The sequence below is a fragment of the Staphylococcus sp. FSL K6-0223 genome (genome assembly GCF_038008285.1).
In genome coordinates, this window is record NZ_JBBOYX010000002.1 from 404502 (window position 1) to 429977 (window position 25476).

General features: G+C 32.0%; 25 protein-coding genes and 1 riboswitch. Of the genes, 13 read left to right on the forward strand and 12 right to left on the reverse strand.

Annotated features, from left to right (window positions below):
• The first annotated feature begins 9 nt into the window (after positions 1-9).
• Complete coding sequence (locus MHI13_RS12905) at positions 10-1899, forward strand: vWA domain-containing protein (protein ID WP_064210089.1); 1890 nt, start codon at positions 10-12, stop codon at positions 1897-1899.
• Positions 1900-2093: 194 nt separating this feature from the next.
• Positions 2094-3449, forward strand: a complete 1356-nt coding sequence (gene brnQ3, locus MHI13_RS12910; protein ID WP_064210088.1) for a branched-chain amino acid-like transporter carrier protein BrnQ3 — start codon at positions 2094-2096, stop codon at positions 3447-3449.
• A 79-nt stretch (positions 3450-3528) separates the two neighbouring features.
• Here brnQ3 and MHI13_RS12915 read toward each other — a convergent pair whose 3' ends face one another.
• From MHI13_RS12915 to MHI13_RS12925, 3 genes are read right to left on the reverse strand one after another with little or no spacing between them, the layout of a single operon-like run.
• On the reverse strand, positions 3529-4662 hold the full coding sequence (locus tag MHI13_RS12915) for a toxic anion resistance protein (protein WP_030062716.1): 1134 nt from the start codon (positions 4660-4662) through the stop codon (positions 3529-3531).
• A gap of 22 nt (positions 4663-4684) precedes the next feature.
• Positions 4685-5311 (reverse strand): 5-bromo-4-chloroindolyl phosphate hydrolysis family protein, encoded by a 627-nt coding sequence (locus tag MHI13_RS12920; RefSeq protein WP_023350290.1) that lies wholly within the window; start codon positions 5309-5311, stop codon positions 4685-4687.
• 25 nt (positions 5312-5336) lie between these two features.
• Positions 5337-5606 (reverse strand): acylphosphatase, encoded by a 270-nt coding sequence (locus MHI13_RS12925; RefSeq protein WP_002433775.1) that lies wholly within the window; start codon positions 5604-5606, stop codon positions 5337-5339.
• 159 nt (positions 5607-5765) lie between these two features.
• Here MHI13_RS12925 and msaA point away from each other — a divergent pair, with 159 nt between their 5' ends.
• The 6 genes from msaA (at position 5766) to MHI13_RS12955 (ending at position 9371) form a co-directional block, all read left to right on the forward strand.
• Positions 5766-6074: a regulatory protein MsaA gene (msaA, locus tag MHI13_RS12930; RefSeq protein WP_002433682.1), complete on the forward strand. Its 309-nt coding sequence runs from the start codon at positions 5766-5768 to the stop codon at positions 6072-6074.
• Between the two features lie 182 nt (positions 6075-6256).
• Positions 6257-6457, forward strand: coding sequence for a cold shock protein CspA (cspA, locus tag MHI13_RS12935; RefSeq protein WP_002433901.1), 201 nt, complete (start codon positions 6257-6259; stop codon positions 6455-6457).
• 308 nt (positions 6458-6765) lie between these two features.
• A complete protein-coding gene (locus MHI13_RS12940; RefSeq protein ID WP_081253913.1) occupies positions 6766-7347 on the forward strand; it encodes a CPBP family intramembrane glutamic endopeptidase in 582 nt (193 codons plus the stop codon).
• A gap of 5 nt (positions 7348-7352) precedes the next feature.
• The gene (locus tag MHI13_RS12945; protein WP_064210087.1) at positions 7353-7763 is read left to right on the forward strand and encodes an Msa family membrane protein; all 411 of its coding nucleotides are present in this window, start codon (positions 7353-7355) and stop codon (positions 7761-7763) included.
• Positions 7750-8613: an ABC transporter ATP-binding protein gene (locus tag MHI13_RS12950; RefSeq protein ID WP_064210086.1), complete on the forward strand. Its 864-nt coding sequence runs from the start codon at positions 7750-7752 to the stop codon at positions 8611-8613. Before MHI13_RS12945 ends, MHI13_RS12950 begins: the two co-directional genes overlap by 14 nt.
• An 8-nt stretch (positions 8614-8621) precedes the next feature.
• Positions 8622-9371, forward strand: a complete 750-nt coding sequence (locus MHI13_RS12955; protein ID WP_064210085.1) for a hypothetical protein — start codon at positions 8622-8624, stop codon at positions 9369-9371.
• Positions 9372-9507: 136 nt separating this feature from the next.
• Here MHI13_RS12955 and lysA read toward each other — a convergent pair whose 3' ends face one another.
• From lysA to MHI13_RS13000, 9 genes are all read right to left on the reverse strand, one after another.
• Complete coding sequence (gene lysA / locus MHI13_RS12960; protein WP_002433645.1) at positions 9508-10773, reverse strand: diaminopimelate decarboxylase; 1266 nt, start codon at positions 10771-10773, stop codon at positions 9508-9510.
• Positions 10774-11850, reverse strand: coding sequence for an alanine racemase (locus MHI13_RS12965; protein ID WP_002433881.1), 1077 nt, complete (start codon positions 11848-11850; stop codon positions 10774-10776).
• Between the two features lie 5 nt (positions 11851-11855).
• The gene (locus MHI13_RS12970; protein WP_002433587.1) at positions 11856-13007 is read right to left on the reverse strand and encodes an amidohydrolase; all 1152 of its coding nucleotides are present in this window, start codon (positions 13005-13007) and stop codon (positions 11856-11858) included.
• Between the two features lie 179 nt (positions 13008-13186).
• On the reverse strand, positions 13187-13906 hold the full coding sequence (dapD, locus tag MHI13_RS12975) for a 2,3,4,5-tetrahydropyridine-2,6-dicarboxylate N-acetyltransferase (protein WP_064210084.1): 720 nt from the start codon (positions 13904-13906) through the stop codon (positions 13187-13189).
• 26 nt (positions 13907-13932) lie between these two features.
• Positions 13933-14658, reverse strand: a complete 726-nt coding sequence (gene dapB / locus MHI13_RS12980; RefSeq protein WP_064210083.1) for a 4-hydroxy-tetrahydrodipicolinate reductase — start codon at positions 14656-14658, stop codon at positions 13933-13935.
• The gene (gene dapA, locus MHI13_RS12985; protein ID WP_002433548.1) at positions 14658-15542 is read right to left on the reverse strand and encodes a 4-hydroxy-tetrahydrodipicolinate synthase; all 885 of its coding nucleotides are present in this window, start codon (positions 15540-15542) and stop codon (positions 14658-14660) included. The genes dapB and dapA overlap by 1 nt, the downstream gene beginning before the upstream one ends.
• Position 15543: 1 nt before the next feature.
• Positions 15544-16533: an aspartate-semialdehyde dehydrogenase gene (locus MHI13_RS12990; protein ID WP_064210082.1), complete on the reverse strand. Its 990-nt coding sequence runs from the start codon at positions 16531-16533 to the stop codon at positions 15544-15546.
• A gap of 68 nt (positions 16534-16601) precedes the next feature.
• Positions 16602-17804 (reverse strand): aspartate kinase, encoded by a 1203-nt coding sequence (locus MHI13_RS12995; RefSeq protein ID WP_064210081.1) that lies wholly within the window; start codon positions 17802-17804, stop codon positions 16602-16604.
• 85 nt (positions 17805-17889) lie between these two features.
• Positions 17890-18066, reverse strand: a riboswitch (Lysine riboswitch).
• Positions 18067-18278: 212 nt separating this feature from the next.
• Positions 18279-19886 (reverse strand): ABC-F family ATP-binding cassette domain-containing protein, encoded by a 1608-nt coding sequence (locus tag MHI13_RS13000; RefSeq protein WP_037549018.1) that lies wholly within the window; start codon positions 19884-19886, stop codon positions 18279-18281.
• 218 nt (positions 19887-20104) lie between these two features.
• Here MHI13_RS13000 and cvfB point away from each other — a divergent pair, with 218 nt between their 5' ends.
• The 5 genes from cvfB (at position 20105) to pstB (ending at position 25470) form a co-directional block, all read left to right on the forward strand.
• The gene (gene cvfB / locus MHI13_RS13005) at positions 20105-21001 is read left to right on the forward strand and encodes an RNA-binding virulence regulatory protein CvfB (protein ID WP_064210080.1); all 897 of its coding nucleotides are present in this window, start codon (positions 20105-20107) and stop codon (positions 20999-21001) included.
• A gap of 475 nt (positions 21002-21476) precedes the next feature.
• Positions 21477-22469: a PstS family phosphate ABC transporter substrate-binding protein gene (locus MHI13_RS13010; protein WP_002470038.1), complete on the forward strand. Its 993-nt coding sequence runs from the start codon at positions 21477-21479 to the stop codon at positions 22467-22469.
• A gap of 204 nt (positions 22470-22673) precedes the next feature.
• Complete coding sequence (gene pstC, locus MHI13_RS13015) at positions 22674-23600, forward strand: phosphate ABC transporter permease subunit PstC (RefSeq protein ID WP_002433906.1); 927 nt, start codon at positions 22674-22676, stop codon at positions 23598-23600.
• Between the two features lies 1 nt (position 23601).
• Positions 23602-24507, forward strand: coding sequence for a phosphate ABC transporter permease PstA (gene pstA, locus MHI13_RS13020; protein ID WP_002433680.1), 906 nt, complete (start codon positions 23602-23604; stop codon positions 24505-24507).
• An 84-nt stretch (positions 24508-24591) separates the two neighbouring features.
• On the forward strand, positions 24592-25470 hold the full coding sequence (pstB, locus tag MHI13_RS13025) for a phosphate ABC transporter ATP-binding protein PstB (RefSeq protein ID WP_002433584.1): 879 nt from the start codon (positions 24592-24594) through the stop codon (positions 25468-25470).
• Positions 25471-25476 lie beyond the last annotated feature (6 nt).

Below are 25476 nucleotides of genomic sequence, written 5' to 3' on the forward strand. Positions count from 1 at the left end.
GGGATACTTATGAGTGATCGTTTTATAAAATTCAACGATGAACAGTTAGATGCTAAGCAGGTAATGATGTTACAAGACTTAGCTCGTCTATTATTAAAAAATGAACAAACACAAGTGAAAATACAAAAGTTTCCTTTTTACAATCCTTTCAGCAATACCCTAATTACAAGTTGGTTTTGGTCACACCGTCCGCATCATATTGAGCAAGCCGGCTTAAAAACTGATGTTTTACTCGCTGCATATGGATATCAACATATGGATATAGACATTGTTAATCATGTTTTACATAATGATGATTTTCATCATACTAAATTTTTCCATCAATTATTTAAGTTACTTGAAGATGTACGTATTCTTGAACTTATTCGAAAAGAACGTCCTAGCACTGCTAAGTATATAGATCTACGCTTGGATACTCGGTTAGCTTTTACTGATTCACAAATCAATGTTTATAAAACTAAAACTGTATTCACAGATTTGCTATTTCTCAATTTAGAACGTGCTTTTCTTAGTCAAAACTTCTATGACGTACCATCAATTCATCCGACATTTGATGATGTACTAGTGAATATGTATCAGTATTTGCCAAATATTTTCCAAAACAAAACCTCAGAAGATAACATGTATCTGGCTGAACGTATAATGTATCAGGTAGATGATTTGCTTAAAGAAGATATGTTAAATGAATATTATTATTTACCTCATAAACTGTATGAAGATATTCAAGCAACCACCTTTGAGGACTTGAAAAGAACTGACGCGAGTAATACAGATGGTAACGATAAACATCAATCTGAAGAAGATGCTGAAACAGCTGAAGCTGAAACTAAAGCAGCGGATAGCGAAACTAAAGGTGGCGCCTACTTAGAGATGGAACTTCACGAAGGAGAAAACAGCGAAGTGATAGCTGATAATGATACTGCTCGTGAAGGGGATTCCACAGACGATATGACAGATATGATGACTAAGAAAGGCAAGGGCTCTCAGAATACTTTAGACCATGATGAAGGTGGTTTCATAGGTCAGAATCAAGCATTTGCACTAGAAGGAATTAATAAAAATGTAAAAGTTGAATGGAAGGTTCCAAACATCCAACCGCAACATATTTTAGACTATCAACATTCTAAAAATGATGTTCAATTTGAAATCAAGGATCTTATTCAAATCATTAAAAAGACAATCGATAGAGAGCATCAAGATGAACGTCATAATCTAACTAAAGGGCGTCTTCAAAAAGATTTAATCAATTGGTTTATCGATGATCAATATAAATTATTTTATAAAAAGCAGGATTTAAGTAAAACATTTGATGCAACGTTCACATTGTTAGTTGATGCGTCTGCAAGCATGCACGATAAAATGGATGAGACCATTAAGGGCGTTGTACTATTCCATGAAACTTTGAAATCGTTAAACATTAAACACGAAATTTTAGCTTTTAATGAGGATGCATTCGAAGCAGATGATCGTGAACAACCAAATATTATAGATGAAATTATCAATTATAATTATTCAATTTTTGAAAAAGAAGGCCCACGTATCATGTCTTTAGAACCTCAAGATGATAATCGTGATGGTGTAGCTATTCGGATAGCTAGTGAAAGACTACTACAACGTAGTCATCAACAACGTTTTTTAATTGTATTTTCGGATGGAGAACCATCTGCATTTAACTATAGCCAAGATGGCATTATAGATACGTATGAAGCCGTAGAAACTGCTCGTAAATTTGGTATTGAAGTCTTTAATGTATTTCTGAGTCAAGAAGCTATTACTGAAGATATTGAACAAACGATTCATAATATTTATGGACAATTCTCAATATTTGTAGAAGGCGTTGAACACTTGCCAAGTCTATTATCTCCATTATTGAAGAAACTTTTACTTAAATCATTTTAATAATCACACTAATTAAACATCAAAATTAATTGTATGTATTTAATAGTTGATAAATGACATTCAACCTTATCTTTTAAATAATCACAAATTAAATTTGTATAAGTTTTTAAATTTTCTGAAATTATATAGACTTATAATTCCTGATTATGATAGAATGTTTAATGTTGCATTATTAGATAAAAAGGAGCAGCATTATGAATAAAAACACTTGGATTATAGGTTTTACTTTGTTCGCTATGTTTTTTGGCGCAGGGAACCTTATTTTTCCAACGAATCTAGGCCTTGATAGTGGACATTTCCTTTGGCCAGCTATACTCGCATTCGCACTAACTGGTATTGGTTTACCATTACTAGGTGTCGTTGTTGGGGCACTAGATCATCAAGGATATATCGGTGCTTTTAATAAAATTTCACCAAAATTCTCTTTAATCTTTTTAATTGTTATCTATTTAACAATAGGACCTTTGTTCGCGATTCCGCGTACAGCTTCGACTTCATTTGAAATGACTGTCACGCCAATCGCTAACACTAATGGGAATATAGCATTATTAATTTTCACTATTATTTACTTCTTAATTGTGCTTTATTTATGTCTTAATCCTAATAAAATGATAGATCGCATTGGTTCATTGTTAACTCCATTGTTATTAATAACTATATTAGCTATGATTATAAAAGGATTTATAGACTTTGGAAGTAATGCTCCCGGAGAAGGTAATACAAAATTATTCCATTCAAGTTTTACCGGTTTTTCACAAGGGTTTACTCAAGGTTATTTAACAATGGATGCAATCGCTGCAATTGCATTTTCAATGATTGTTGTTAACGCTATTAAAGCTACCGGAATTAAACATTCTGATAAAATATTTAAGCAAACAGTGATAGCAGGACTTATTGCTGCTACAGCTTTAATCTTTATATATATTTCATTAGGATTCATTGGAAATCATATGCATATTACTTCAGGAAAGATGAAAGAACTCACTGCTAATGATCAAAATGTTGGTACATACTTACTAACTACTATGGCTGCGAAGGGATTTGGTACCTTCGGTAAATATCTATTAGGAATTATCGTTGCATTAGCTTGTATCACTACAGCTTGTGGTCTTATTGTTTCAGTAAGTCAATATTTCCACAGAGTTTTCCCTAAAATTTCTTATAAAGTTTATGTAATATTATTTACATTAATAAGCTTTATCATAGCCAATCAAGGATTAAATTCAGTTATATCTATGTCAGTACCTGTATTAAGTATTGTATATCCAATAGCTATAACAGTTGTTTTACTAATATTAGTGGCTCGATTTATACCGACCAAACCAATTGCGCAACAAATTCCATTGCTTATTGTTGCAATAGAATCTATATTAAGTCTTATTACTACTCAAGGATGGTTTAAAATTTCATTTATAGACCATTTACCACTTAAACAGCATTCACTTGAATGGTTTCCAATCGCGGTAATAGCAACCATCTTGGGTTATATTATTTCATATTTCGTTAAACAAGATTTTATAGTTTATCAAAAAGAAGATAATAACAACTAAAACTTAAATATATATAAAGGCACTCGTACCATAAGTGATTTTAACCATCACTAAAGAATACGAGTGCCTTTTTCAATTATTATTCTTTTCTCATTGATAATAGATGTTGCTTCAAGTCGTTTTCTAAGCCATTAAGCTCTTTTTCAGCTGCTTGTCGCTTTTGACGACCATCTTGTTGGATTTGTAATGTCTGTTCAATTGTTTCTATAATGTCATTTTGAGTTGTTTTCAGAGTCTCAATATCAACGATGCCACGCTCATTTTCAGTGGCAGTTTCAATAGCGTTTTGCTTTAACATTGAAGCATTTTGAGTGAGTAAATCATTTGTAGTATCTGTTACGGCACGCTGAGCTGAAACTGCATTACGTTGTCTCATTAAGGTTAAGGCAATTGCCATTTGATTTTTCCATAAAGGAATACTTGTGAGAATTGAACTTTGAATTTTTTCAGCTAATGCTTGATTCACGTTTTGAATCATACGAATTTGAGGAGCTGTTTGAATAGCAATTTGTCTAGACAATTGTAAGTCATAAATACGTTTATCTAAACGATCTACAAATTGTTCCATATCCGCCACAGCTTGAATATCCATTTGATTTCCTGAGTTATGAGCTTTCTCTTGTAGTTCAGGTATTGTTTCAGATTGAATCTGTTGTTTCTTACGTTGTGCAGCAGCAATATATAAAGTTACATCGTCAAAGTATTTTTTATTTTGATCATATAAACCGTCTAATAATTCAACATCTTTAGTTAGATTCCCTTTATGTTTGTCTAGTTGAATCGTAATACGATCAATTTGAGAGCTTACTGATTGCATTCTTGAAAAGACTTCATTAATTGAAGCTTTTGTTCTTCTAAATATACGTTTAAGTTTAGATTGTTTATTTGGATCTAAATCATTAGGATTAACTGACTTTAATTTGCCCATTAATTGACTTAATGAATCTCCAACAGGCCCCATATCTTTAGATTGAACTTCATCTAGCATTTGATGTGAAAATTGAGACATACTTTGTTGTAAGTTAGTACCAAACTGTAATAAGCCATCATGGTCTAAAGGCTTTATTTGTTGACTAATTGTTTCTATTTTTTTCTTGTCCTCATCACTAAATTGAGGGTTGAAGTCTTGAGCTACTGTAGGATTAGTATTTGTATTATCTTCAATATATTGATCGAGTGGATGTGATTGATTGCTATTAATTTCATGCGTCATCTCATTCATCTCTCCATTTCTCTTATACATCTTTGCGACGTTCTTGTTCTAATTTGTTTAATTCCATTTCAACATCTAATCGTTCATAATCTTCTTCATTTAATCTTTTTAAATCAGCAATTAGTGTACGTTTAACTTCATCTAGAGTAATACGCGTCTGTTCAAGCTTTTGTTTTTCTTCTTTTGATTTACGTGGCATCCTTGAAAGGCGAGTATAAGAATCTACTAGATTCAGAGCATTATCTAGATGAGAATAGAAGAAACCCTCTACTTTGAAAAACATACCCGGACGTTGTTTGATACTTGTATATATAGAACGTGATATACGGTAAATATCATTAACTTGTCTAAAATCTTTTATAGATCTGATGTTCATAAATGATTTTAAAATAGTTCTAATTTTTAATTGAGCTTGATTAAGCTGAGTTCTAACATATCTATAATCTCTACGTGACAATCCGATTTCATTAAGATATTTGCGTGAAGTAAGCCTTTGAGTAGGGAAGTACGATAATAGAAAACCACCTGCACCAACGATAGCATCAATCAGGAATGATAAATCCCATGCGAAAACAGTAACCATCCAAACAATAAATGCTACTGGTATGCCTACTAACACTCCAAATAAACGTGAAATGTTATATCTCAAATGTCATCTTCCTTTATATTAAAGTCTATATAGTTTTAAATTCTGTTAATGAGTCATCAATATCTAGATTTTTAATATTATAATCGGTTACTGATGACGCAGGTGAAGCACCTTTAATTACAGATTGAATAAATTGTTCTAATTCCTTATCTTCACCTTGAGCATATATTTCTACATAATCGTCAACATTTTGGACTGTACCTTTAATATGATATTGGTTAGCAATGCGTTCAGTATAATATCTGAAGCCCACACCTTGAACAGTTCCAAAAACTTGAATATGTTTACGTTCCATAATATCACCTCATAACTTCATTATACGTACTTTAGTTGTAAAAAACTAATATTTGCTATATGATTTATCGGCCAAAAGTATGAGTCTTGAAACTTGATTTTGAATTCTGAAAAGTTACAATTAAGTTTAAAGGTTTAACCGTGGAAGGGGATTTTAAACATGTGGACAGTTGCAAAAATGAGAGCTGACTACGAAGGTTGGTGGCTATTTAGTGATTGGCCTGAAAGAGTTATCGAAACACTAAACTTCAACACATACGAAGAAATGCTTGAAAAATACACAAAACTTCTTCAAGACTGTAAGGATTGTTTCGATAATTATGTAGTAGGTAAACATAACATTTATGCTTTCTATAACAACTGTGACTTAAATTTTTGCGAAGATTGCGATGAAGATTTACAAATATTTTATAGTTTTATTATTTTAAAAAATAATGAGGTTTATTTTAATCTTCCAAAAATTGATTAAATGATAATTTTCTATAATTGTATTGCAATTTAGCTATGACTAAACTATAATGATTATTAAGCAATTGTTTTATTCCATATTGCAAAGAATATTTGGATTTATCATACATATAAGCACACGTATTTTTTGTAATATGCGAATAACGCATATTGAAAGAATTTAGTCTTGGAGGTTTCAGAAATATGAAACAAGGTACAGTTAAATGGTTTAACGCTGAAAAAGGTTTCGGCTTCATCGAAGTTGAAGGAGAAAACGACGTATTCGTACATTTCTCAGCAATCAACCAAGATGGTTACAAATCATTAGAAGAAGGTCAATCAGTTGAATTTGAAGTAGTTGAAGGCGATCGCGGTCCTCAAGCTGCAAACGTTGTTAAACTATAATAAATAGATTATAATTATTGACTTTAACTAACACCTTACCAAGATGTAGGGTGTTTTTTATATCAATACATACAGTAGCTCAGAAAGAAATTGATGTTAATTTCTTTCTTTTTTTATGCACAAAAAGAAACAAAACATCTTTACAATAATATAGTCTGCAATATAATTTTTATTGATTTATTAATCAATTTTTTTTATAATTTAAGTGATAAGTAGGAGAAAGGAGACAATATTATGCCAAATCCTTTTAAATTATTACAAGTTTCAATTGGTCGTTTTTATTTTGGTTACCGTGGTCGTTTCATTAAATGGTAAATCTTAAAATTGAAAATTTTAAGCTGATTAATTTATTCATATCAATAAGCATCATTATCATTAGTGTAATTGTATTAAATATAAGCATAAGTATAATAACATACTTGAATATATCTGAATATTTCGAATATTTATCATTGAATCTTGCTATTATATTAAGTTTTATAATAATACCTACTTATCTTTCATCAATATTTAATTATAAAACTAATCCCCTTAAATTGTTATCTAAAAAAAATTTACTTTCATATTTTATAGTCTTATTAATTTTATTAGTATATGTTAGTGATTATCAGTTAATTGCATTTTATTTCTTTATAGCATTAGGGGAAGAATTTTTATTTAGGGAAGTAATATTTAACATTTTGCTGAAAAGCTTCAATTTAAAAATTACTATTTTTATTGGTTCTCTACTATTTGCATTAATCTTACATCTTAATGAGTCGTTGATATCTAATCTATTAATAAGATTTCCCTCAAGTATAATTTTGTATTTTATAAGATATAAATTCAAAATTAGTTTTTCAATTATAATTCATTGGATATATAATATTTTAACTGTAGTAATGAGGTGAAAATCATGAAATCGATATTATTATCCTTATTTTTAAACTTTACGTTTTTCTCAATTTTAGCCCTTTTAGAATTACATATTGATGTTTACTTGGCAAATTTGTTAATTATTTTAATACCAACTATTACATCGACTATCTTAATTTTTTTCACTTCAAAAATGAAATTATTTTTATCGTTAAATGTAATTTTAAACCTATTTTATTACATTATTTATAGTATATATATAATGCATCTTGATGGCTATTTATCCTACATCGATAGAGCACAAATCACTAGTAGTGATATAGAAATTAAAATATCTCCAAATATGCTTGAATTATCTCAGATAATTTTCTTATTTTTTGTTTACTTAATGCCTCAATTGATTGTAGTTTTTATTAAACATAAAAGAGGTGAAAATAATGCTAGAATTTAAAAATGTATATAAATCTTTTAAGAAAAAAGAAGTATTATGTGATGTAAATTTCAAATTATCTGCAGGTGAGAAGGTGGGGCTTATAGGTTCAAATGGGGCTGGAAAATCAACATTAATGAAACTTATAGCTAAAACTCAATTTCCATCTAAAGGAAATGTTTATTTCAACAATATGGATATACATAACTCTCACAATATGATTAAAGATTTTTCGTTCATGATAGGACAAATATATTATCCTGAGCTAAATGCAAGGCAAAATATTGAAAATTATCTAAAGATTAATAATAAGATTAACTATATGAATGAAATTCAATCAATACTTAATATAGTAGATTTAGAAAATAATGAAAAGAAAGTAAAAAATTATTCGTATGGAATGAAACAAAGGCTTTGTTTAGCTATATGTTTAATTACTCAACCAAAAGTAGCTGTATTAGATGAGCCATTTTTAGGTCTAGATCCGTTAGGCGTGAGAGAATTAAACAATATAATTGAAAAGTTTTCAAAAGAAAAAAACACTTTATTTTTAATATCTAGCCATCAGTTAAAAGAATTAGAAGGTCTTTGTGATAGATTTCTATTATTAGAAAACAGTAAAATTAAAGAAATTGACTTACAGAATAAAATAATCACTCAAAAGTTAATATTCAAGAATTCTATAAGCAATGCTTCGGAACTAAAAGCTAATTTCAAATTCATCAAAAGTATAGAGGACAATCTAATAACAATTATTAATAAGGATGAAGAAGTAAATCTTACAAATTTACTCGAATTAGTAGGTAAAAATCCCTTAATTAAAATAGAGAGTAATGACAATCTCTTATCTTCATATTTCTATAAAGAGTAGGTAATATTATGTTTAAATTTAACTTCTTATATATTTCAAAAATTCGTGCAACTTGGTTGCTTTACCTCATCGGACTTTATCCTCTTTTGATATTTCTAGCTGAATTACTTAATAGTAATTTCCTTTCATTATCAGCAACTCAAAAAAATAGCGTAAGCTTTTTAGAACTATTTATCGCAATATATGACACCCAGCAAAAAGCAATGATATCACTTATAATTGTAGGATATTTAGCTTCATTATTATTTTATAGCGAAATTAGCACCGGAAGACTTTTATTTTACAAGGATCAAAGTCGTTACAAAATTTTTAATTCTAAATTAACATCTATTATTTCTAGTTATTTTATATTCTTATCCATTTTACTATTATCAACGTTAGTAGTTTATTTGTTTTATGTTAACAACCATCAATACTCCTCTCATTCTTTTATGTTAAATAACTATAAATTAAATCAAACTCTAATCTTAAATCTTCTTGGAATCTTTTTAACAGATTTATTCTTAATCTTTTATGTAGTTATTTTTTCTGTAAAATTTAATTCTGGGATAACTATAATCAGTATGATTTTATGTTATGTAGTCATAAAGCTTACAGACAATATTAATAAAATCAAGTTTTTCCCTTCAAATTTTACAAATTTAAATACCGATAAAGATTTCATTTTCAGCTTATTAGCAATGAGCACTATTACTGTTGTTTATATAATTATTTTTAATGTTTTAGCAATTACGATATTCAGGAAAATTCAATTTTAAATCTTGTTCATTTCAATAGAACTTAAAACGCCTTGGAAAAGTTGAGATAACATCTATCCAAGGCGTTTTAAAATTCATCTTTCATTAAATTAAAATTATATTATAGTAAGTGAGTTTCGCTTGCTCATTTTTACTATCATTTCGTATCATTAATTATTAATTGTCTTAGTGACTGACGCTTTATCACTTCACGTGCTTTTCCATCTTTTAAGAAGAATACTGATGGCTTCTGCATTTGATTATAATTTGATGCCATTGAATAATGATATGCACCAGTTGATAAAATTGCTAAATAGTCTCCACGCTTAATAGAGGAGGGTAACTTAGCTTTTTTAATGATAATATCACCGGATTCACATAGTTTACCTGCAATCGTCACAGTATCATCTGCTTCCTCATTACGATTAACTAATAACGCTTGATATTTAGCATCATATAAGGCTGTACGGATATGATCGCTCATACCTCCATCAACTGAAACATATTTATTCACTTCAGGTATTTCCTTTATAGTACCGACCTCATATAAAGTAATTCCTGCTTCACCAACAATTGAACGACCAGGCTCTATACCAATTTCAGGCACTTCATAATTAAGTGAATGAGCAGTTTCTTTAATTGCATCAGTAATTTCTGCAATGCCTTCTTCAATAGGGAAACTTTCATCACCTTCAACATATTTGATACCGAAACCGCCACCTAAATTAAGTAATTCTACTTTGATTTCATTTTCAGATAACCAATGAAGCACAAGCTTAGCAGTTTCTATCATAGCTTCGGTACCTTCAATCTGAGATCCTACATGGAAGTGAACACCTTTTAATTGTAAGTGTTTAGAAGCTTTTACTTTATTAATAGCTTCTAGAGCTAATCCATGTTTAATTGATAGACCAAACTTACTATCTTCTTGACCAGTTTGTATAAATTCGTGTGTATGTGCTTCCACGCCAGGATTAACACGTAATACGATATTCACTTCATCACTTGCATATTTATCAATTAAATCAATTTCTTCTAATGCATCTATAACAAAGTACCCGATATTATTTTCTAATGCGTATTGAATTTCTCGCTTAGTTTTATTATTACCGTGAAAGTGAATACGGTTTGCATCAAAACCAGCTTCTAGAGCAGTATAAAGTTCTCCTTCAGACACCACATCTAATTGTAAATCTTCTTCTTGCACTAATTTAACCATTTGAATACAAGTAAATGCTTTAGAAGCATAAGAAATATTATATTTTAAACCACTTTTCTCAAATGCACTATGATATCTGCGCATTTGATTACGAATTTGATCTTCATCATATACGATAGTAGGGGTACCAAAGCTTTGAGCTACAGTCTTTAAACTTGTACCTCCCATTGTTAATTCGCCATACTCATTATATTTGACTACCATTTATATGTACTCCTTTATTAGAGAATCATGATTCATAGCGCTTAATTGTTCAGAGTTTGCGCCCACACCTTTAAAAGTAAATTCATCGATGCGTATATCGTTATTATATAATACTACTTCATCTTGTGCATGAACTTCATCATCCACTTCAACAAACATATGACTCATCATTAGCGCTCTAATCGGATAACGTTTACCATTAATAATCGCCTCATGTTGAGCTCTGGATTTGAGGATGCCATCTCCATACCCAATATCAACCACTGCCAATTGTGTTTGATTCTTAGTAGCTTCATAAGCGAAGCTATATCCGCAATAATCTCCAGCATTAACTTCACGAACTTGAATCACATTACCTTTAACTGTCAAGGATTGTTGAATTTCAGATTCTTTTAATTTGCTATAAGGTCTAGAACCATAAAGTGCAATACCTACACGTGCATGGGTATGGTGAGGAAGGACTACTTGACCTTCACGATAAAAACTTGCACTATTTTGTGCATGTATCAAATCAAATGAGTAACCTTCATCCAACAAAGTATTTAGAACATTTAACCATGCCTGTCTCTCAATATCATACTCTGGAACATCGAACTCATCAGCATATCCAAAGTGAGTCCATATACCAGAAATAATCATTTTGTTATCACTTTTATTTTGAGCATGATCTTCTAAAACTTCATGCAACTCTTCTAAATCTTTGAAACCTGAGCGATGTAAAAGATTTTCAAATTCTAAATGCACATGTATATTTCTTAAATCCTCTTTGTGTTCATAATAATAAGTTAAAGAGGGTAGTGTCATATGAATTTCATACTCTCTTACTGTATCAAATTCATACACAGCATTCATTAGGAATATGGTTGCATGAGGTGCGATTTCTCTCACACGGATAGCTTCTTTTAATGATGTTGTACTAAATGTTTGAATGCCTGCTTTTAAAAACTCTTTAACTGAAAATTCTAATCCATAATGATAAGCGTTATTTTTTACTACTGCCATTATTGATTGTTCATTTCTAACTTTTACAGCATTCTGATAAAACACTTCTGTATCTACTGACCAAATTGCTGTCAATTGACTTACACCTCTTTGTAATTTCTTAATAATTCTTCATAATAATTTGCTACATCAATTAAAATCTTTTCATCAAAATTTAAATGAGAGGTATGCAAACCTGTAACATAACCTTTAGCTTTATTCTGAGTGCCTACAAATACAAAATATGCAGGAGCTAATTGTTGTCCATAAAAACTAAAATCTTCTCCAAATAAGAATGGGGTAGGTTTATCAATGACTTCTAGATTAGCCTTATTTAAGGCTTGTTCTACACTTTCCCGAAGTTCAGGACTATTCATAGTAGGAGGATAGCCTTCTTCAAATTTTACTTGGCAATCTACATTAAATAGTAATTGGACACTTTCTGCTATTTTATACATTTGTTGTTTAACCACAGTTAAGTCATCTACATCATACGTGCGTATTGTACCTTCAAGATAACCATGACTCGGCACTGTATTTATAGCTTCACCAGCTTCAAAATGTCCCATATGAACTATATTACGTTTTAAACCATTAAGATGGTACTGTTGTATTTGTCCTACTTGTGCTAAGACATGTTGTAACGCTTCACCACATGAATGACCTTGTTCTTTATCAGCCACATGACTTGATAAACCATTTAAATAAAAGCGATACTCAGTCGCACTTGCAGTGATTTCTTCATCACGAATCACTACTTTACCTTCTTCAGCGAATGGGTTCACATGAATACCAAATACTGCTTCGATAGGGTACTTTTCAAAGGCGCCTGCTTTAATTAAGCGATTAGCACCACCACCAGTTTCTTCAGCAGGCTGAAAGATAAACACAACATTGTGGGGAAGTTCACCTTTATCCGCCATCGCTTTGCAACGTTTTACAAATAACATTAATGCTGTTGTATGACCATCATGACCACATGCATGCATCACATTGTCCGTTTTACTCCGATAGTCGATATCATTTTCCTCAAATATTGGTAAAGCATCGATATCAGCACGAAATGCTATCGTATGATTACTTTGACCTTCTAAATAGGCTATTGCACCGGTTTCAAGAGGGCAATCATATTCAACGCCTAATTTATCAAGAAATTCTTTAATATACTTCGTTGTTTCGAACTCATGTAAACTTAATTCTGGATATTGATGTAAATGTCTTCTATGTTTTGTTACAAATTCTAATTCACTCATATTAATCATCCCTTATATGAAATTGTTTTAATTCATTATGTAATGATGACGCTTTTTTACTTAGTTATAATAAAAAGGTGAAACAAACGTGCGAACCTACATATAAGAGTGTTCAACATCATCATTTGCTTCAACCTTCAACATTCATTTATTTGAAAATGATTAAAACATACTAGCTATTAATCATTTAACTTTCTTAACGCTGAGACAATTTCACGTTTAGAGTCTTCAACTTCAGATGTTTGTTTAATTACTTTAGCAGGGGTACCAGCTACAACTGCACCAGCTGGAACATCTTGAGTTACAATAGCACCCGCAGCAACAATAGCACCTTCGCCAACGCGAACGCCTTCAAGAATAACTGCATTAGCACCAATTAAGACATTATCTTCGATTACCACTGGAGAGGCGCTAGGGGGCTCAATTACTCCAGCTAATACAGCACCTGCACCAACATGTACATTCTTACCAGTTGTTGCACGACCACCAAGCGTTGCGTTCATATCAACCATTGTGCCTTCACCAACTACTGCACCAATATTTATTGTAGCGCCCATCATAACTACAGCACCATCTTCAATAATCGCTTGTTCACGAATGAATGCACCCGGTTCAATACGTGCGTTTGTATTTGTTAAGTCTTTAAGCGGAATCGCTGAATTACGTCGATCCATTTCAATTTCTAAATCTTCAATTTTTGTTCTATTTTCTTCATAGAAGGGTTTCCAGTCATCCGCTTCACAAAAGATAACTTTAGAATGTTCTGATCCAAATACTTTAAAACTTTCTGGGAAAGTTACGCCTTCAAAATTACCATTCGCATAAACTTTTAAAGGTGTAGATTTTTTTGCATCACTGATATATTGAATAATCTCTTGAGCTGATAAATGTTGTACCATAATTTAAACCTCTCCTTTGTTTACTTTTATAAATTATCAAAAGTATAATATCCATTTTCTTTATGAATTAACTTTTCAGCGGCACCAATGGCACCATTTGCAAAAATGTCTTTAGATTGTGCCTTATGAGAAATAGTGATTGTCTCATCTGTGCCAGCGAATAAAATATCATGTTCACCAACGATTGTTCCTCCACGCACAGCATGAATACCAATTTCATCTTTCGTACGTTTCTCAGTATTCTCATGACGATCATATACTGGCGTTACTTGGTCTCTAAGTTCTTTGATCACATCATACAATTTAACTAATGTACCACTAGGAGCATCTACTTTCTTATTGTGATGAGCCTCAGTTAATTCAATGTCAAAGTCTTGTAGTAGGGGTACGGCAGTTTCTAAAATCTTAGTAAGGGCGTGTATACCATAACTCATATTTGCACTAAAGAATACAGGCATATGTTGACCTAATGATTGTAGCTTTTGAATGAGCGTATCTTTCTCACCAGTTGTAGCAATAACTAACGGTAAATTGAATGACTCATCTAGTAATGGTATTAATAATTCAGGGTTTGAAAAGTCAATCACTACATCAGCAACGTCTTGAGCTTCAACTATACTATTGTAATGCTTGTATGGTGTTGAATCTTTAGGAGTTCTATCTATGACTCCTACAATCTCATGATTTTTTTCTTCAGCTAGTCTAGCAACTCGTTGATTCATCGCTCCATAGCCTATAAGTAAAATCTTCATTAATGTTCACCTGCTTTAAACTGATCATAAGCTTGCTCTAATACATTACGCTCTGCGTCATCTAATGGGATAAGTGGTAATCTTAATTCATAATTACCAAAACCTAAATGTGCCGTTAGTGCCTTAATAGGAATAGGGTTAACATCCACAGATAATGAGTCTAATAATTGCCCAATAGGTTCAAATTGACTTGAAATATTTTCTCCACTTTGTTTAGCATCGTATAAATCTTGAAATTCTTGAGGGATAACATTTGCAATAACTGAGATAACACCTTTACCTCCACGTTGATAGAATTCAACAACATTGTCATCATTGCCACTATATAATGCAAATTCATCTTCATTAATGCGTTTTTTAACTTCTTCCATATAATCAAAGTCATTCGTTGCATCTTTAAGTGCAACAATGTAAGGGTTGTGACTTAATGTTTCAACAGTTTCTGCTTCAATCGTCATATTCGTCCGTGATGGTACGTTATAAAGTACAACCGGTAATTTTACTTCATTTGCGATAGTCTCAAAGTGTTTAATTAATCCTCGTTGGTTTGTTTTATTATAATAGGGCGTAATAAGCATCACTGCATCAGCACCAATTTCTTTAGCTCTTTTAGAGGCTTCAATTGATTTCTGAGTATTATTCGTACCAGTTCCAGCAATGATAGGTACACGTTTATCAACTAATTTAATTACAGTTTCAAGTACTTGTTCTTTTTCTTGATCTGTTAAAGTAGGGCTTTCAGCTGTTGTTCCATTAACTATAATCGCTTGTGTGTTATTTTCTAATAAAAATTTTACATGTCTTTCTAATGCGTCAAAATCAATTTCATTATTAGTAAATGGTGTAGCTAGAGCTACGCCAACGCCTTCAAACATGTGTGTCATATTATCGTTCTCCTTTCATAGTTAAAACTTGCTCTAATACTTGAACTGCGTTTAATGCCGCACCTTTAAGTAAGTTGTCTGATGTACACCATACATGGAAAGTGTTATCTAATGAATCATCTCTACGAATACGGCCTACAAAGACTTCGTCTTTACCTGTAGAGTGAATTGCTAATGGGTATTCATTGTTTTCAGGGTTATCTACAAGTACAACTCTGCTATCTTGGTCGAAAAGGTTTTGGATATCTTTAACGTTAGCTTCTCTATCTAAAGTAACGTCAATTTCAATGCTGTGACTGTCTTGCACTGGTACACGTACACAAGTAGCTGTAACTTTCAGGTCTTTATCGTTTAAAATTTTTCTTGTTTCATCAATCATTTTTTGCTCTTCTTTGGTGTAGCCATTTTCAAGAAAAACATCAATATGTGGTAACACATTATTATAGATAGGGTGAGGGTACGCTTCAGGAACTTTTCCATTAGGCCCCTCAGATAAATCTCTTTTACCCTTGATACCTGAGCCTGAAACCGCTTGATATGTTGTATAAGCAACACGTTTTAAGCCATATGCATCTTGTAAAATTTTAAGTGGCACTACGGATTGAATTGTTGAACAGTTAGGATTAGCAATAATGCCACGAGTTAGTTTAGGTTCATTCACTTCGGGAACAATTAAATCTACATCTTCGGTCATTCTCCATTGACTAGAGTTATCAATGACGATAGCACCTGCTTGTTCAAATAGTGGGGCGAAATGTTCACTTGTACCTCCACCAGCACTCATTAACACGTAGTCGAAGTGTTCACTTGCTGCTTCATCTGTTAACTCTTGAACAGTATATGTTTGTCCTTGGAATTCTACTTCCTTACCCGCTGAACGTGCTGATGAAAAGAGTACTAATTCATCGAAAGGAATATTCTTACGATCCAATGTTTCTAACATTTTTGTTCCTACTAATCCTGTTGCTCCGGCTACTGCTAATCTTGTCATAATAAAGTCACTCCATTTGTAATATTGTTAATTTTAAGAAAATTCTTTATAAATATATCATATCAATTTTAGATATCGAATGCGTTATATAATTCTTCTACCGCTCTTTGACCATTTTCTGCATCAATAACATATGAAATACTAATTTCTGAAGTCGTTGTTTGATAGAATGGAATTTCAGAATTGATTAAAGTGATAAATGCTTTAGATGCTACTCCAGACATATCTCTCATACCTGATCCAATTAACGAAATTTTGACGTATTCTTCATTGATTTTATAATCTAAGGCTTCAAAGTGAGTGGATAGATTTTCCAATATAGATGAAATTTGATTAACGTCACTATCTTTAATCGAAAATGATAGCTGTAATCCTTCGAGATTAACGATTTGCGAAATCATATCGACATTGACAGAACCTTCCTCTAATTTAGTAAATAACTGAGTTAATAATCGATTGTCAGGTAGGGGATAACTAATTGTGACGTGCATCATATGCGTATCTAAAGCTACTCCTGTAACAGCTTTTTTCTCTAATAAATCTGATCTAGACATAATCCACGTTCCTTTCACATTTGATAAAGTTCTCCCTAAATAAAGGGGGATTTCATAGTTTTTAGCAAGTTCAACACTTCTAGTTTCAAGTACTCCAGCACCAAGCGCACTCATTTCCATCATTTCTTCATATGACACGTATTCTAAACGCTTAGCATGACTTAATATTCTTGGATCTGTTGCATAAACTCCATCAACGTCAGTATAAATCTCGCAAGGGATTTGGTTACTTGCTGCTAGAGCCACTGCAGTAGTATCAGAACCTCCACGACCTAAAGTAGTAAGCTCAAACTCATCATTTATACCTTGGAAACCAGCTACTACCAGTACATCGTTATTTTCAAATGCTTGATTAAATGTATCTGGATTAATCTCTGCAATTTTACTTTTCAAATGATGACCAATCGTTTTAATACCTGCTTGGTATCCAGTCATTGCTTTGGCTTTTACACCAATATCATTAAGTACCATTGAAAGATAGGAGACTGTCTGTTGTTCACCCGTAGTAAGTAGTAGGGCAAGTTCTTGATCTTTAGGTGTAGATGTCAACGTTGACACATTTTCCATTAATTGATCAGTTGTTTTACCCATTGCACTAACTACAACGATTAATTCTTCTCCCTGTTCAACTCGTGTTTTAAGCATTTCAGCAATATTTTTTATCTTTGTAAAATCACTGACGGAAGACCCGCCAAATTTCAAAACACTTCTGTTCAATTTCAGTCCTCCTAAAATTAGGGGAGGCTCACACGATATAAAAAAAGAACAAGTTCGGAATGCGCGAACTTGCTCTACATTTATGTACAAGTGATGCACTCCATTATTTAGTAATAATGACAAACTTTCAGCTCTTAACCAAAAAGTCCAACGACTCATAACTGCTATTATGAATTGTTTCGGCATCGCACCCTTTCAAAATTAGTTGTTAGCAGACAAAATACTAAAATTTACTCATGATTGATGCTCCTCATCAAAATCTTATTCAATTGATATGAGTTTATTATACATAGAGTGTATATCTCTGTAAACCAATATGTTAGATTTTTAAAAATATACTGAAAATTTAAGAGTAAGATAACACAATTTGTGATTTATTATAAATAAAACTTTATTATTGATTGCTTAAATATCAATTTCCAAAAGAAAAACTCTAGAGAATCATGAAGATGCTCTAGAGTAAAAGAAAATTTATTAACTATTTTGTAAAACACCAATTTCTTGAAGATATTCTTCATAAGGAACTTCTTTAGATAAACCACCTGGTTGATTTAAATCAATAACACGGTTTGCAATTGTATTGATGAACTCGAAGTCATATGAAGTGAAGATGATAGAACCTTTAAATGATTTCAATCCATCATTAACTGCAGTGATACTTTCTAGGTCTAAATGGTTTGTAGGTTCGTCTAGTAATAAAACGTTAGCACTTGATAACATCATTTTACTTAACATACAACGAACTTTTTCGCCACCGGATAGAACACTTGCCTTCTTCTTAACTTCTTCTCCGCTAAATAGCATACGACCTAAGAAACCACGTAAAAATGTTTCAGTTTGTTCATCTTCAGGCGCATATTGTCTTAACCAATCAACTAAGTTCATGTCGACACCATCAAAGAACTCTGAATTATCTTTAGGGAAGTAGCTAAGGGAAGTAGTCACACCCCATTTAAATGTTCCTTCATCTGGTTCCATTTCACCAGCTAAAATTTTAAGCAATGTTGTTTTGGCAATCTCACTATCACCAATTAAAATAGCTTTATCGTTAGGATTCATTGTGAATGAAACATTATCTAATACTTTTTCGCCGTCAATTGTTTTAGATAGATTTTCAACAGTTAATAAATCATTTCCAATTTCACGTTCAGGAGTAAATTTAACATATGGATATCTTCTTGAAGATGGTTGAATATCATCTAATTCAATTTTTTCTAATTGTTTCTTACGACTTGTAGCTTGTTTTGATTTAGAAGCATTCGCAGAGAATCGTGCAATGAAATCTTGTAATTCCTTAATTTTTTCTTCTTTTTTCTTATTTTGTTCTTGAGCCATTTTTTGGGCTAACTGACTTGATTGATACCAAAAATCATAGTTACCTACATATAGTTTAATCTTACCGTAATCTAAGTCAGCAATGTGCGTACATACGTTATTTAAGAAGTGACGGTCGTGGGATACAACAATAACTGTATTTTCAAAGTTAATTAAGAAATCTTCTAACCAGCTAATTGCAGGGATATCTAAACCGTTAGTAGGCTCGTCTAGTAGAAGTACATCGGGATCGCCAAATAAACTTTGCGCTAATAATACTTTTACTTTTTGATTGTTTTCTAGTTCAGACATTTTTCTGTCATGTAAATCTGCTTGAATACCTAAACCAGAAAGTAGGTTAGCAGCATCGGCTTCTGCGTTCCAGCCATTCATTTCTGCAAATTCACCTTCAAGTTCTGCAGCACGAATACCATCTTCGTCACTAAAATCTGGCTTCATATAAATCTCATCTTTTTCTTTCATAACTTCATATAAACGCTCATGTCCTTTAATTACGACATCTAATACGCGTTCATCTTCGTATGCGAAGTGATCTTGCTTTAATACTGCTAGACGTTCATCTTTTCCTAATGAAACATGACCTGTTTGCGAATCAATTTCGCCAGATAAAATTTTAAGAAATGTTGATTTACCAGCACCATTAGCACCAATTAAGCCATAACAATTACCTTCAGTAAATTTTATATTTACATCTTCAAATAGTTTACGATCTCCGAAACGTAAACTTACATCAGTTACTTGTAACATGCATTTGCTCCTTTATCGTTATTCTAACGGAGAAATTATATCATATAATAGTAGGAGTTTCGACCACGTTGACATAGTAATGATAGAATAAGTGACTCATGTTATAATTAAAAGGAATTTTATCGTAGTGAATCATTTATTTTAATTTTGAAAATAACTATTTATATAGAAGAAACAATAATAAAATTTAGAAATTACATTAGTATAAGGAGAAAATAATGGCATTAGATAAAGATATCGTAGGTTCAATAGAATTTTTAGAAGTTGAGGGCTTACAAGGCTCAACTTATTTATTAAAGGGGCCCAATGGGGAACAAGTTAAACTTAATCAATCAGAAGTAGCCGATGAAGACGAATTTGAAATAGGGGAAGAGTATAGCTTCTTTGTCTATCCAAACCGTTCAGGTGAATTATTTGCAACTCAAAATATGCCTGATATCACCAAAGATAAATATGATTTTGCAAAAGTTTTAAAAACTGACCGTGACGGCGCACGTATTGATGTAGGGCTTCCTCGTGAAGTGTTAGTTCCATGGGAAGACCTACCAAAAATCAAAGAATTATGGCCTCAAGCTGGAGATTATCTCCTTGTTACTCTAAGAATTGATAGTAACAATCAAATGTTTGGACGCCTCGCTAGTGAAACAATTGTTGAAGGTATGTTCACACCAGTAATAGATGAAAGTAAACAAAATGAAATGATTGAAGCTCGAGCATATCGCTTATTAAGAGTAGGAAGTTTCTTATTGAGTGAAGATGGCTACAAAATTTTCGTCCATGAATCTGAACGTAAGCAAGAACCTCGTTTAGGAGAGAAAGTTGAAGTGCGTATCATCGGACATAATGATAAAGGTGAACTCAATGGTTCATTCTTACCGCTAGCTCATGAACGTTTAGACGATGATGGACAAGTTATTTTCGATCTACTCGTAGAATATGATGGCGAATTACCATTTTGGGATAAATCCAGTCCTGAAGCCATTAAAGAAGTGTTCAATATGAGTAAAGGTTCATTCAAACGTGCTATTGGTCATTTATATAAGAAGAAAATAATTAACATTGAAACTGGTAAAATCACGCTTACTAAAAAAGGTTGGAGTAGAGTAGAAGAGTAAGAAGTATATGTTACTCAGTACTGATTGATACACAACATGCTTTAATATAGTTAATTTAAGAATAGAATTAGAAAAATTCAAATCTTATGCGAAGGCTTATTCCTAAAATTCTAGGAATAAGCTTTTTTTATCGAATTATTTTAAATAGAGAATTAAGTATAAAACATCATTAATAATCGGGGGGCTTGTGATCTGTCTGACTATCTAAGTACAAATTTTAATTTGTGATATTGCCACTATACACACTCACACCCGTATGTTTTCTAAATAACAACTATTGTATTTATGAGTTAAAGTAATTTTTCAAAAATATAAACTTCATCTATACCTCTATAAAGCACGTTATACCAACCTTTAAACATTCTTAACAAAAGATTTACAATTACTCTATTTTTAATTAACAAAAGGTATGTATTATAAAAGCTGTAAGAAATACATATAACATTAGGGTTATTTATACTAGGAGGATGTTTCAATGAAAAAGTGGCAATTAGTCGGTACTACTGTATTAGGTGCTTCATTCTTACTTGGCGCTTGCGGCGGTAATAATGGAGGTTCTGGTAGCGGAAGTGATCTTAAAGGTTCTGCAAAAGGTGAAGGTTCATCTACTGTAGCTCCTATCGTCGAAAAATTAAATGAAAAATGGGCGAAAAATCACAAAGACGCTAAAATTTCTTCTGGACAAGCTGGTACAGGTGCTGGATTCCAAAAATTCATTGCTGGCGAAACTGATTTCTCAGACGCTTCAAGACCTATTAAAGACGAAGAAAAGAAAAAATTAGAAGATAAAGGTATTAAATACCACGAATTTAAAATTGCACAAGATGCTGTTACTATCGCAGTAAATAAAGATAATAAATTCGTAAAATCATTAACTAAATCTCAATTAAAAGATATTTATTCTGGAAAAGCTAAAACTTGGAAAGATGTAAATTCTAAATGGCCAAACAAAAAAATCAATGCTGTATCACCTAACTCAAGTCATGGTACATACGACTTCTTCGAAGAGGAAGTAATGAACAAACAAGATATCAAGGCTGAGAAAAATGCTGATACTAACCAATTAGTTAGCTCTGTAACTAAAAACAAAGAAGGTATTGGTTACTTCGGTTATGCGTTCTACGAACAAAATAAAGACAAATTAAAAGAAGTTAAGATCAAAGATGATAACGGCAAATTAACTGAACCAACTAAGAAAACAATCAAAAATGGTTCATATGCTTTAAGTAGACCATTATTCATCTACGTTAAAGATAAATCATTAAAAGATAACAAAGTAATGTCTGAATTCATGAAATTCGTTCTTAAAGATGAAGGTAAATCTGCTGAAGCTAAAGATGAAGTAGCTGCTCCTAAGAAAACTTATAAATCTCAATTAAAAGAGTTAAATAAGTTTTTAGATAAACATCAAAAATCTGATAAAAAATCTGACAAGAAATCAGATAAAAAATCAGACGACAAAAAATAAAAATTAGTGTACTTAATATAAAAGGGTTGGGAATTTGCAAAAGTATAAGACAAAGTGGAGAACAACCACTTTGTCTGTACTTTTTTCTTCAGGGAAGATTATTGAGTTTTTATAAACAATTGATTCATTTGAACTCATCATTCTCTAAAGTAATTCCCAATCTTTTTTAAATTATTTTGGGAGAAATTAGAAAGAGGGATTTACATGGCTTCACAAACAAATGTTAGAGAAATGATAGCCAAGAATAATGCTAAAAAGGGTGGGGCAAGTGATAAAATCGTTCCTATCATTTTGGGTATTATTTCAGCTATTTCAATCTTAACCACTATTGCTATTTTATTTACTTTACTCACTGAGACAATCACTTTCTTTACACGTGTACCATTTTCTAAATTCTTTTTAACAGGAACGTGGAATCCTACGGGTTCAAATCCTGAATATGGCATTTGGGCATTGATTATAGGTACATTAAAAATTACTTTCATTGCAACTATCGTATCAGTTCCAATTGGACTAGGCGCTGCAATTTATCTTAATGAATATGCAAGTGATAGAACACGTCGTATCATCAAACCAATCCTAGAAATATTAGCAGGTATACCTACGATAGTATTCGGTTTCTTTGCCTTAACTTTTGTAACACCAATTTTAAGAAGTATTATTCCTGGTTTAGGCGAGTTCAACTCTATAAGTCCCGGTATAGTTGTTGGTATTATGATCGTGCCTATTATTACAAGTTTGAGTGAAGATGCAATGTCTTCTGTACCTAATAAAATACGTGAAGGCGCTTATGGTCTTGGTGCAACTAAATTTGAAGTTGCTACTAAAGTTGTCTTACCTGCAGCCACTTCAGGTGTTGTCGCATCAATTGTATTGGGTGTTTCAAGAGCGATTGGTGAAACTATGATTGTTTCATTAGCAGCTGGTAGTACACCTACATCTTCATTAAGTCTAACTAGTTCCATTCAAACAATGACTGGTTATATTGTTGAAGTTGCAACTGGTGACGCGCCATTTGGCTCAGATATCTACTACAGTATTTATGCGGTAGGATTTACTCTATTTATCTTCACTATAATAATGAATCTACTTTCACAATGGATTTCAAAACGATTCAGAGAGGAGTATTAATATGAGTTCAACAACAAATCCTACTAATAAAGCGTTAATAGATAAAAATAAGGTAGATAAAAACATTTCTACTCGTGGTACTAAGAATAAAATATTTAAAGGATTATTTTTTCTATGCACAGTCATCGGTCTCGTAGTATTAGTTGCTTTACTAGCACAAACAATTATTAAAGGGGCAGGACATTTAACACCTGAATTCTTTACGAATTTCTCATCCTCAACACCTGCAGATGCCGGTATTAAAGGTGCATTGGTTGGATCCATTTGGTTAATTGTTACTATTATTCCAATTACTATCATTCTTGGAATTGGTACAGCGATTTATCTTGAAGAATATGCAAAGGACAATATTTTTACAAGTATTGTAAAAATAAGTATTTCAAACTTAGCTGGTGTACCTTCAATCGTATTTGGTTTATTAGGTTACACACTTTTCGTTGGAGCAGCAGGTATGGGTAATAGTGTCTTAGCAGCTGCCTTGGCAATGTCATTATTGATTCTTCCAGTTATCATCGTTTCAAGTCAAGAGGCTATTAGAGCTGTACCTGGTTCGGTGAGAGAAGCGTCATTTGGATTAGGTGCTAATAAATGGCAAACGATTAGAAGAGTCGTATTACCTGCAGCATTACCTGGTATCTTAACTGGGTTTATCTTATCGTTATCTCGTGCATTAGGTGAAACTGCACCATTAGTAGTTATTGGTATCCCAACTATTCTTTTAGCTACACCTTCTGGCTTATTAGATCAATTCTCTGCACTTCCAACTCAAATTTACACTTGGGCTAAAATGCCTCAAGCTGAATTCCAGAATGTTGCATCAGCAGGAATTATCGTCTTACTAATTATTTTATTAGCAATGAATGCAGTAGCAATTCTTTTACGTAATAAATTCAGTAAAAAATATTAATTAAACTTATAGGGAAATAGTTATTCAAATAGTCGAGGGTGATACGTATAAAGCCTCGACTATATATAGAAGGAGTTTTTAATTATGGCTAATTCACAAGTCGCAGAAAAAAATAAATTAAATGAGCAAACAGAGAAAAATAATGGCTCTGTGTCTACGATTATTACTACTGAAAATGATAAAAAAGACAAGACACCTGATAGTCAAAAAAACATCGTATATTCTACTCAAAATTTAGATTTGTGGTACGGTGAAAATCATGCGTTACAAAACATTAACTTAGATATTTTAGAAAATAATGTAACAGCAATTATCGGACCATCAGGTTGTGGTAAATCAACATACATCAAAACTTTAAATCGTATGGTTGAGCTTGTACCTTCTGTTAAAACAGCTGGTAAAATCTTATATCGCGATCAAAACATCTTTGATGCTAAATATTCTAAAGAGAAACTAAGAACTAATGTAGGAATGGTCTTCCAACAACCGAACCCATTCCCTAAATCAATTTACGATAATATTACTTACGGTCCTAAAACACATGGTATTAAAAATAAAAAAGTTTTAGACGAAATTGTAGAGAAATCATTACGTGGCGCTGCAATATGGGATGAATTGAAAGATAGATTACACACTAATGCTTATGGCTTATCAGGGGGGCAACAACAACGTGTTTGTATCGCTAGATGCCTAGCAATTGAACCGGATGTAATTTTAATGGATGAGCCAACATCAGCATTAGACCCAATTTCAACTTTAAGAGTTGAAGAATTAGTACAAGACTTAAAACAAAATTATTCAATTATTATGGTTACACATAACATGCAACAAGCTGCACGTGTATCTGATAAAACAGCATTCTTCCTTAATGGTTATGTAAACGAATACGACGACACTGATAAAATCTTCTCTAATCCTTCTGATAAACAAACAGAAGATTATATTTCAGGACGTTTCGGATAATTATAT